At 38.9% G+C, this 10043-nt stretch carries 8 protein-coding genes; 3 read left to right on the top strand and 5 right to left on the bottom strand.

The genetic code is table 11. The features are described from left to right. Nucleotides 1–656 precede the first annotated feature (656 nt). Together ACQKIC_RS18200 and ACQKIC_RS18195 are read left to right on the top strand one after the other, a co-directional pair. Nucleotides 657–1415 carry an alpha/beta hydrolase gene (locus ACQKIC_RS18200; RefSeq protein ID WP_402959214.1) on the top strand — a complete coding sequence of 253 codons (759 nt, stop codon included), beginning with the start codon at nt 657–659 and terminating at the stop codon, nt 1413–1415. Nucleotides 1416–1493: 78 nt separating this feature from the next. Beyond that, nucleotides 1494–1667: a CsbD family protein gene (locus ACQKIC_RS18195; protein WP_402875643.1), complete on the top strand. Its 174-nt coding sequence runs from the start codon at nt 1494–1496 to the stop codon at nt 1665–1667. Nucleotides 1668–1766: 99 nt separating this feature from the next. On the opposite strand, the gene ACQKIC_RS18190 is transcribed toward ACQKIC_RS18195, so the two are convergent. The 5 genes from ACQKIC_RS18190 to ACQKIC_RS18170 form a co-directional block, all read right to left on the bottom strand. Beyond that, nucleotides 1767–2909 carry a PP2C family protein-serine/threonine phosphatase gene (locus ACQKIC_RS18190; RefSeq protein ID WP_402959216.1) on the bottom strand — a complete coding sequence of 381 codons (1143 nt, stop codon included), beginning with the start codon at nt 2907–2909 and terminating at the stop codon, nt 1767–1769. A gap of 287 nt (nt 2910–3196) precedes the next feature. Beyond that, a complete protein-coding gene (locus tag ACQKIC_RS18185; RefSeq protein WP_402991434.1) occupies nt 3197–4030 on the bottom strand; it encodes a CheR family methyltransferase in 834 nt (277 codons plus the stop codon). 28 nt (nt 4031–4058) lie between these two features. Continuing rightward, entirely contained in the window at nt 4059–6857 is a 2799-nt protein-coding gene (locus ACQKIC_RS18180; protein WP_403125238.1) for a response regulator, read from the bottom strand. Nucleotides 6858–7175: 318 nt separating this feature from the next. Beyond that, nucleotides 7176–8474: a hemolysin family protein gene (locus ACQKIC_RS18175; RefSeq protein ID WP_402875637.1), complete on the bottom strand. Its 1299-nt coding sequence runs from the start codon at nt 8472–8474 to the stop codon at nt 7176–7178. A gap of 196 nt (nt 8475–8670) precedes the next feature. After that, a complete protein-coding gene (locus ACQKIC_RS18170) occupies nt 8671–9102 on the bottom strand; it encodes a MerR family transcriptional regulator (RefSeq protein ID WP_402959220.1) in 432 nt (143 codons plus the stop codon). Nucleotides 9103–9592: 490 nt separating this feature from the next. On the opposite strand from ACQKIC_RS18170, the gene ACQKIC_RS18165 reads away from it, so the two are divergent. Then, complete coding sequence (locus ACQKIC_RS18165; protein WP_403080516.1) at nt 9593–10018, top strand: DUF4395 domain-containing protein; 426 nt, start codon at nt 9593–9595, stop codon at nt 10016–10018. The last annotated feature ends 25 nt before the right edge of the window (nt 10019–10043 follow it).

Here is a 10043-nt window from a genome sequence, read left to right as displayed (position 1 = left end):
GAAATGTTTGACTTGCTCATTTTGCTTTTTTATAGTGTGTGCTCACTCAAAATTTACGTTGGCGCTTTGTTTTGTTCAGTTTTCAAAGAGCAATTTATCTCGCTGTTCGTTAGAACAACTTGTTAATCCATCATAACACACTGTCGATTAGTTGTCAACTTCTACGAAGTTTTTAACTTATTTTTAATCGCTGTGTTTTTCAGCGACCATTTCATCTTATCATTTTCTTTATAAGAAGTCAATAGTTTTTATTGTGTCATTTCTTCTAGCCATTCAGCTATAAGCGATGAAGTTTTGCGTTTGTTTTCTTAGTGCTTATTTATATTAATCCTTTTTTTCATAAAAGTCAACGGGTATTTTATAAATTCCTTAGAAGCTTGTGCATCCCCTTTCCTCTGCTGATTCCAAAGAAATCTACAAGAGATTTTGATTAGTACTATATATAGAAGGAAGGCAACTCTCTATGAGCCCTAAACTCCTTTAACACTCAGATTCAGCCGATTCTTGGCATCTCCTGACATCACCCTATGAAAGGTACAAACTAATATTGACTTGGTGAATTTTCTTATGTTATCATTTAACCAAGTAATATAATCGGAATAGTCATTTTTTATATCAAGTAAACGAACGATAAGAATAGTGAAGGAGATGGACACATGACAGTTGCAAAGGTTATACCAGGGGCAGAATCATTCTTCTATCCCGGGAACTCTATCGGAATCCTCATTTGCCATGGCTTTAACGGAACCCCACAAAGCGTAGGGTATTTAGGTAAAAGTTTGGCCGCCAAAGGTTACACCGTCTACGCACCTCGCTTACAGGGTCACGGAACACATGAGTTTGAAATGGAAACGATCCCTTACCAAGAGTGGATCAAGGATATCGAGACTGCCTATAAAAAGCTAAAGCAAACCTGTACGCATGTGTTCGCAATGGGGCAATCTATGGGTGGTGCCCTTGTTTTGGATTTGGCAACAAAAGTAGCTTGTGATGGAATAATGACAATCAACGCTGCCCTTCAAGTCCCTGAATATGAAACCTATCGCAACCAAACTGCTCCGCGTTTCATTACAGAAGGGGCTCCTGACATTAAAGACAAAGATACTACAGAAATCACTTATGATTGCGTACCTATCACAGCTATTAATCAGTTGCTTACTATTATGGAACATACGAATGAACAACTCGAGGACATCAGCTGCCCTGCCCTCATCTTCCATTCTCCCGAAGATCATGTTGTCCCATCTCAATGTTCGGACCGAATATATAATTCCGTCAGTTCTCATAGCAAGGAGTTGATCTCCCTTACTAACTCCTATCATGTTGCTTCGCTTGATTATGATAAAGAATTAATCGTGGAGCGTGCTTATCATTTCATTAAGAAACACAGCAAAGATATAACGATTGCTTCTTAAGATTTTTCTCTCATTATGGTTTACTCAAATATCCCACGGGTATAAGTAAAGTAGACAAAAACAAGGAGGTAACTCATAATGAGCGGATTATCAGACAAGATAAAAGGTACTGTCAATAAAGCAAAAGGTGAAACAAAAGACCAAGTCGGAAACGCTAAGAATGATCCTCACTTACAAGCTGAAGGAAAACTTGATAAATTAAAAGGTAATGTCCAAGAAGGAATCGGCAAGGTAAAAGATTCCCATAGATAAGGTTTTAGAAACCACAATTACATGCCTTACGATCACGACAAGTAAACCCCCACCTATAAACAGAAGAGGCTGCAGATTATTCTGCAGCCTCTTTCTTTATCAAGTAGCTTGGATTACGACCACACACATATCATCAGGTTGGTCGAGATGGAGTTCAGCAGGCATGACCAGATCAATCGGAGCATTTCCCTCGCAATCCAACCAATCCCGTGAAACGACTTCTTTTATTTCATCCAGTCCATCCGTTCCTTCCCTATCGATTGCCTCCATGACTCCATCGGTAAATACAAGAATTTGAATTCTATCTTCATAATGAACAATCGTTTTCTCCACTTTCATCTCCGTGAAGAAACCAACAGGACATGTCCCCTTTGAAAGGGACAACACTTCCCCATCATCCATCAAGGCAAAACCCGGTGGATGACCTGCATTTACATATTCCAGAGTTTTATGTTCTGTATCAATCACCATATAAATGGCAGTGAAATAATAATGAATCGGGTTTTCCTTTTTATTAAGGACACTCATCCAATGATTCATTTCGTTTATCACCGCAACGGGATCCGTGTGTTTTCGGATGGCATCCCTTAGAACAGAGGAAATAAACATACAAACAAGTGAAGCCGATATTCCATGGCCCATCATATCAAGTATAATGATTCCGTACCGTTTTTCATCAATCCGGTGCCAATAGTACATATCTCCGGCTAATTTATTTGCAGGGAGGTAAGATGCTTTTATTGTTAAGTGATTATCTACCACCGGCTCACTCAATAGACTGCTTTGCACTTGCATCGAAAGGTCTAATTCATTCCGTATTTTTTCTTCCTGCATTTTATGCCAGTCTTTTTCATATTTAAGCCTTAACCCTACACGGATTCTGGCTAATAAATCAATTTTGTTAATAGGCTTCATAATATAATCGATTCCACCAACATCCAGAGCCTCGGCCACTTTGTTTGAATCTTCAAGTGCCGTTACAAAAATCACCGGTATGTCTTTTAGGTGTGGTATGTTTTGGAGTCTTCTACAAGCCTCTATTCCATCAATTTCAGGCATCATAATATCAAGCAGTATAATATCAACAGAAGTCTTGATTGGCTGAGGATTGTCCACTTGTAGGTAGTCAAACATTTCATGCGCTGACTTCAATGATAGAAAATCCGTATAGCCAGCTCGCTTAAGAATTTTCTCTATAACGAAGAGATTAACCTGGTTATCATCTACGATTAAAATCGTCATTGCTTTATTCCCCTTTTGGCTTATATCGAGCGGCACTTTTATCTTTTATCATGTACTATATAATGCAAGGCTTTCCTGAAAAAAGAATTCCGAACTATATTATATCTTACTTATGCTACTTTTTAAAAATAAGAACATGCATGACAAAAAAACACACATCTAACTAATTAAATGTACCCGTTTTTTCAGGCACCTAAACTTAAAATATAGTTGCATTCAAAAAATTAAGGAGTTTTACTTTAATAACGAAAAAAGGAGCTCGCCAGGTTTTTAGCGAACTCCTTTTTTTATAATTTCCTATAAATCTTCTCTCTTGCATCAAAGTCCTTATACACTTCTGAAAAAGAAGAAGTACGAATGGATTCCTTACTGCCGACCGCAAGAAAGCCGTCCTTACAAAGACTGTCATAAAATAATTGATTTACATAAGTCTGTAATTCTCCGGTAAAGTAAATCATTACATTCCGGCACATGATGATATGAAATTCATTGAACGAACCATCCGTCACGAGATTATGCTGGAAAAACACAACATTTTTAAGCAGGTTTGGATCAAGATAAGCATTTTGATAGTCCGTCGTATAATACTCCGAAAATTCCCGTTTTCCGCCTGCTTGTAGATAATTCTTTGTATAAGACTGCATGCGATTGAGGGGTAAAATTCCCTTTTGAGCATGTTCTATTACCGTTTCATTCATGTCGGTTGCATAGATTTTCGCTTTATCGTAGAGCCCTTCTTCTTTTAGCATGATGGCCATCGAAAAGGCTTCCTCACCAGTTGAACAACCAGCATGCCAGATACGGATTTCAGGAAGTTCCTTAAGCAGTGGAACAAGGTTCGTTCGAAAAGCTTTAAAGAAGTCAGGATCACGAAACATTTCCGTAACATTTATTGAAAAGTCATTCAGAAGTTTTTCAACAAATCCTTTTTCATATAAAACCTTTTCAATCATTCCACTCGCTCTTCTTATATGCTCTAATCTCATCCGGTTTTCGACTCTCCGTTGTATGGAAGATCGCATATACTTTCTGAAATCAAAGCCAGAGACTGAATAAACGGCTTGCAAGAGCAACTCAATCTCTATATTTTCTCGTTCTTCAATCGATAGTGTATCCTTCATTCCATTAAAACCTTCCTTACCCGTACTATTAATTCGTTAGCCATACGCGAAGAACAGAAAGTAACTGTTCCAATTTCAATGGTTTACTTACATAGTCAGATGCACCGGCTCTTATACATTTTTCCCTGTCACCTTTCATCGCCTTAGCGGTTAAGGCAATGATTGGGAGATTATCAAACTCATTTTGTTCACGGATTCTAGTCATTGTTTCATAACCATCCATGCCTGGCATCATGATATCCATTAATATGGCATCTATACTCTTTCCTTTTTCAAGGATTTCCAAACATTCATAGCCATTTTCCGCTGTAAGGATTTCCATGCCCTCATTTTTCAGAGCGTTTGTCAAAGCAAAGATATTACGGCGATCATCGTCCACTACCAAGACCGACTTGCCGCGGAAAGGATTAGCGTTCTCTTGTGAATCATCATCAAGTATCACCACATCCGGTTTCTCGTCCACTACGCTAGCGGGAGTTCCTTCATGGCTGGCCGCTGCCACTTCCGGGGAAGCAGCAATCGCTTCTCCCATGTTTTTAAAGCCTTCTGGCATGCTTGGAATGAAGAAGGTGAACGTACTGCCTTCACCCTCTTGGCTATCCACTATAACCCATCCGCCTAGTAATTTAGCAAACTCGCGGCATATGGAAAGTCCAAGTCCGGTACCGCCATATTTCCTCATCGTCGCTCCATCGCCTTGTTGGAACGCTTCGAATATTAATTTTTGCTTTTCTTTCGAAATTCCAATGCCCGTGTCCTTCACATTGATTTCAACCCAATTGCTCGCACCTTTCGTTTGAATCCATTGTGCGACTTTTTCTTCGTCAGCCTTTTTAATCTGAACAGAGACTGAGCCTTTTTCGGTGAATTTAAAAGCATTGGACAACAGGTTTTTAAGAATTTGTTGGAACCGCTGTTCATCAGTGAAGAAAATATCAGGTACATCCTTATCTTTTCTAACGATGAAATCGATATTCTTCTTCTTCGCTACGTGATCGAAGTTTCGATGTAACAATTCCGGTAACTCACTCATATTCATTTCCTCAAAGACAACTTCAAGCTTCCCAACCTCGACTTTTGATAAGTCCAGTATGTCATTGATGAGCGTTAATAAATCCTGACCGGACGAATTAATGACACGGGCGAATTCCTTCTGTTCCTCATTCAATTTACTGTCATTCGTGTCAGATAGCATTTCCGACAGAATCAAGATGCTATTAAGCGGTGTCCGTAATTCATGGGACATATTGGCCATGAATTCGGATTTGTATTTTGAACTTAGTTTTAATTCTTCTGCTTGTTTTTCAAGATTTAGTTTGGCAATTTGAAGCTCTTTTGATTTGTCTTCCGTTTCACGGTTTCTCTCTTCTAATTGCTCGTTAATCATCCGCAATTCCTCAGCCTGTGTCTGCAGTTCCTCTGATTGGGCCTGCATTTCTTCTGACTGGGATTGCAATTCTTCTGATTGAGCTTGTAGCTCTTCAGTCTGTGCTTGTGACTCTTTCAATAGGCGTTCAATTTCCATTCGGCCTTCGACATTGTTGATTGTAATCCCCAAAGTGTCCAAGACTTGAGTCAAGAAATGTTTCTGCAATTTAGAGTAATTCTCCAAGCTTGCCAATTCGACCATAGCTACCACTTCATCCTCAAAAATGACGGGAGCAATAACGATACTTTTAGGGTTTACTTCACCTAACCCTGTTGTAACCAAGTGGAAGTCTTCAGGAATCTTCTCAATGAATTCTATTTTTCTTTCAAGGGCGCATTGACCAATCAAGCCTTCCCCCATACGGAATTCACGTCTTCCCGCACCTTCACCATCGCCTGCGAAACTGGATATTTTTACAAAACGCATATTTTCCCCATCACCGCGTCTGATATAAAACGCCCCAAGAGACGCCCCCATCATCGGTGCAAGTCTGGTGATGAACCTGTCAGCAAGCACTTCTACATCAACAATGCGTTGGTACATGGTCGCAATATCAGCAACTCGGGTTTGTATCCAGTTGCGCTCGCTAATTTTCTCAGTGAACTCTTTTTCCTTACGATTATACGTTTCAAGTGATACGGCCATTTCATTGAAGGAACGAGCGATATCGCCTATTTCATCATTTGTGCGAATAGGAATTCTCGGTACAACCGATAAATTTTTAAAATCAATATTGTTGATGACCTTCGTAATGGATTGCAAATCTTTTGATGTGCTGCGTATCATCCATGCGACAGTCAAGGAAATGACTAGAATACTAAGGATGACTGCGAAAATAGTGAAATTAATCATATCTTCATAGGTTTGCTTCGCATTACTTAACGTATCATTCATAACACTTTCTTGATAATTTTTAAAAGCACCCATCGTACTGATAACCTTTGTCCGCTTATCCCTTTGATCATCCATTAGCTCGCTAATGTCCGTCGTTGGGTTTTTCGATTGTATGTTTTGGATGATTTGTGCCTCGGTTATAGAGTATGTGGCATATTGTGTTTCAAACTCTTTCAATAATTGCCTTGCCTTCGCTTTATTTAACGTACCCGACAATTCAGCGATTTGCGACTCAATCAGGCTGTGGTTTTCATTGATGACTTTAAGGCTTTCCGCTCTTTCTGCCTTGTTGGCCTCATTTGCCGCAAATAAAATTTCACGGTCTGACTGTGTAAACAACTGGCGTATTTCCATCGCGGCAGAAACTTTATAATAACGGTCCTCCACGATTTCAGTCATACTGCCTTTTAGATTATTGAGTGTAAACACCATAAAAGAAAGGAGTATAGCTAAAAAAAGCAGGATTAAACCGAATCCCAGCATTTGTTTTCTCTTAAAACCCATTTTACCCACCCGCCTTTTTTCATTATTTATAGTAAGCGAATATTATTTACCACTCCAAATATATGAGCCTATCCCTTACATTCCATCCTATTTAACTTGCATTTGGTTATGCAGCAAGATTTAATGTCCACTCCCTATTTTATCATTCTTATACAGTAAATAGATACCTTGAGCGTCACTTTTCCAACATTTGAATGGCCATTTCAACCAGAATCCTACCTTTGAACTATCCTAAAATCCGGCATTTTTACTGGGATACCATCTTCTAACCCAAACAAAAAAACCGGACGCTACACACGCCCGATTTTCCACCTATGATTATTTGATTTTTTTTACCTCAACATATAAAACATGATGGCCATCCATCTCTGTGACGGTAAAATTATATCCTTCAAATTCAATTTGGTCACCAACGGCAATTTCAAATCTACCTGTCAGGAACCATCCTCCCAAAGTATCTATATCATCTTCAGGTAATTGGATGGCAAGGGTATCATTAACATCTTCAATTAACGTCTTTGCATCAAAAACATAATGTCCCTCATCTACTTTTTGGATAAGTGGTCGTTCATCCTGGTCAAATTCATCACGGATTTCCCCGACGATTTCTTCAAGTATATCTTCCACCGTAACTAGACCAGCTGTACCACCATACTCATCAGTCAAAACAGCCATATGAATCCGTTCCTTCTGCATTTTCAGAAGCAAGTCATGGATAGGGATAGTTTCCAGAACCCGTATCACGGGTGTAACGAAACTATCCACCGTCAATTCCGAAACATTCTTCTCGGTGATGGTCGCTGTATAAAGACGTTTAATATTGACCATTCCCACTACATTATCCTTATCACCATCTATGACAGGGTAACGTGTATACTGTTCTTCTTGAATGAGCTCCACAACTTCCAATAGTGGCATTCCTATTTCAATAACGGTCATTTCCGTTCTTGGAACCATGATTTCATTGGCATTACGCTCATCAAATTCAAAAATTTGATTTACATATTTATATTCCGATTGATTGATCTCACCACTTTTGTAGCTTTCCGATAAGATAATCCGCAGTTCTTCTTCCGAGTGAGCCATTTCAGTCTCGGAAGCCGGCTTTAATCCAAACATGCCTGTAAGGACACGTGCCGAACCATTCAATACCCAGATGAATGGGTATAATATGCGGTAAAAAAGAATCAATGGCTTAGAGAACAGTAACGTTATTTCCTCAGCCTTTTGAATCGCAACCGTTTTTGGCGCAAGTTCACCAATAACAACGTGTAAGAATGTAACGGACGCAAAAGCAATCACGAAAGAAAGAATGTGACTTAACGATTCCTCGACACCCCATCTATGGAAGAGGGGTTCAAGAATAGCCTCCACTGTGGGTTCACCCAACCAACCCAATCCTAATGCAGTGACTGTTATCCCCAGTTGACATGCAGATAAATACTCATCGATATGTGAAATCACTTTTTTTGCTGCCAGTGCACTTTTATTTCCCTCTTCAATCAATTGATTGATGCGGGAACTTCTGACTTTAACGATTGCAAATTCCGAGGCAACAAAAAATGCGGTTAATGCTATTAATACAGCTACTGCTAATAATTTTATAAATATCTCCAATATGTTCGGGTTTACCACCGATTCCTTATCCTAGTTACATGAAAAGAATCAATAGTTCAGTCCCAAGCACCTCCTGTATAAATGGTGATTTCTATTATGTCAAACGAAATATGAATGTCGTATCCTAAACCATTTAGTGAAATGCCCTTAAGAGTAATATGCACCTTCGTGCAATAAACTATCGGGATAATTTTCTTTAAATTAACAACACTAATAATGATTGAATCAACGCAATGCTTTCATGAGAAACCTGTTTTTTAAGAAGAAGTTCATTTTTTCCATCCTTTTCAATCAGGCTAATCACTTCCCGCAATTCCTCATTCAAGCCATCCATTTTACTTTTTAGTTGAAGTCCCGTTTCCTCGATTTCAGTAAGGGGCTTCGCATTTGGTTTTACAAGTTCTTTTATCTCTTCCAAAGAAAAGTTTTTTCTTTTATATTTCTCAATAAGGCGTAATCGCTCAAGTTCCTCAACTGAGTAATAGCGGTAGTTAGAGGCGGAACGTTCTGCTTTTAGGAGACCCTTATTCGTGTAATAGTCCACCGTTCGCTTCGTAACATTTGCCATGCTTGCCAGCTCACCGATTTTCAATGTCTCGTTCCCAATATAACCCCTCCCAACCGTCACGTGATGGTTTTGGCCTTCTGGAGGACTACTCCATATCCTACCGTGACATTTTCACCTATTCTCTAATCCTACAACATTTCTATTCTTTTGAAAAATATTTATTATGGATTACCTAATAAATATAGAAAGGTATTTACCTATACCCTTCTATATAGACAAAAAACCGACTATCATGCCAATAGTCGGTTTACTATATTTTTATGATAATCGATTATTTTTTTGTTTTTGTTGAGAATGGATTACTCAGTATTTTGGGACCGCATTGGCATAAAGAAGAGTGTTTTAATCTTTTTATTGGTGTACCGCATGTTTCACAAACTTTTGCTACCATCATACCGTCCTCCTTTTTATTTCATATTAGTATTATACTACCTCTCTTATAATAATCAATACTAAATTAAAATAATTATAAACTAAAAAGTTCCCCTTCCCAAATCATGTATAAACAGATAAAATAATATAAAACTCATCAGAAAGGTTGGTTTTAAATTTGTCAGATAAAATTCATCCCATTCCGCGTCCTCTAGTCCGAACAAATCAGTGGGTCATATTTTTAAGCGTAGTCCTCGCTTTAGCAACCGGTCAAGAATGGATACTGGCCATACCTTTAGTAGCGGGGCTATCTGGTCTTCTTTTACATTTTAATCCGGTTATGCGCCTTGCAAAGCTCTTTCTGAAGAAGGACCCCTCTAAATACATTCCTGAAGATCCTGCACAGCAACAGTTTAACCAGGTTATTGCAGTGGTTTGCCTAGGTTTCGGCTTACTCTCCTTCTTACTGGGCTTCAACGTTATCGGCTATGTGCTAACCGTAATGGTCGGGATGGCCTCATTTATTGCCATCCTTGGATTCTGCATTGGTTGCTTCATCCTTTATCAATGGAAACAATATACTTATCGCCGTTCTCTTCATTAAAAAGGGAGGCCTGACATTAATCATG

This window comes from Peribacillus sp. NPDC046944 (assembly GCF_050272735.1).
In the GTDB taxonomy this organism is placed as follows: Bacteria; Bacillota; Bacilli; order Bacillales; family DSM-1321; genus Peribacillus.
The sequence above is the reverse complement of the archived record's forward strand: the minus strand, read 5'-3'. Positions and strand labels throughout refer to the sequence as shown.